Annotated in this window: 1 protein-coding gene; it reads right to left on the minus strand. The window is 69.3% G+C overall.

Going from position 1 to position 427, the window contains the following annotated elements:
- Nucleotides 1–67: 67 nt before the first annotated feature.
- A partial coding sequence (locus tag GTW43_RS05820) for a phosphoadenosine phosphosulfate reductase family protein (protein ID WP_161300541.1) occupies nt 68–427 on the minus strand: 360 nt, incomplete at its 5' end.

Raw genomic sequence — 427 nt, forward strand, 5'->3', positions numbered from 1 at the left:
GTGGACTTGCCGTCGTCGACGGAGCCGGCGGTCGCCAGGCGGAGGGTGTCGATGGTGGTGCTCATGGCTAGAAGTACCCTTCGCGCTTGCGATCTTCCATGGCGGCCTCCGAGAGCCGGTCGTCGGCCCTCGTCGCCCCTCGTTCGGTGACCCGGGTCGTCGCGATCTCGTCGATGACGTGCCGGAGCGTGTCGGCGTCGGAGTCGACGGCGCCCGTGCAGGACATGTCGCCCACGGTGCGGTAGCGGACCCGGCGTTTCTCGACCCGTTCCGTGTCGCGCGGGCCGCCCCAGTCGCCGGGTGACAGCCACATGCCGTCCCGCAGGAACACCTCGCGGTGGTGGGCGAAGTAGAGCGACGGCAGGACGATCTCCTCCCGGGCGATGTACTGCCACACGTCCAGCTCGGTCCAGTTGGACAGCGGGAA

It is taken from the genome of Streptomyces sp. SID5785 (assembly GCF_009870065.1).
Classification (GTDB): domain Bacteria; phylum Actinomycetota; class Actinomycetes; order Streptomycetales; family Streptomycetaceae; genus Streptomyces.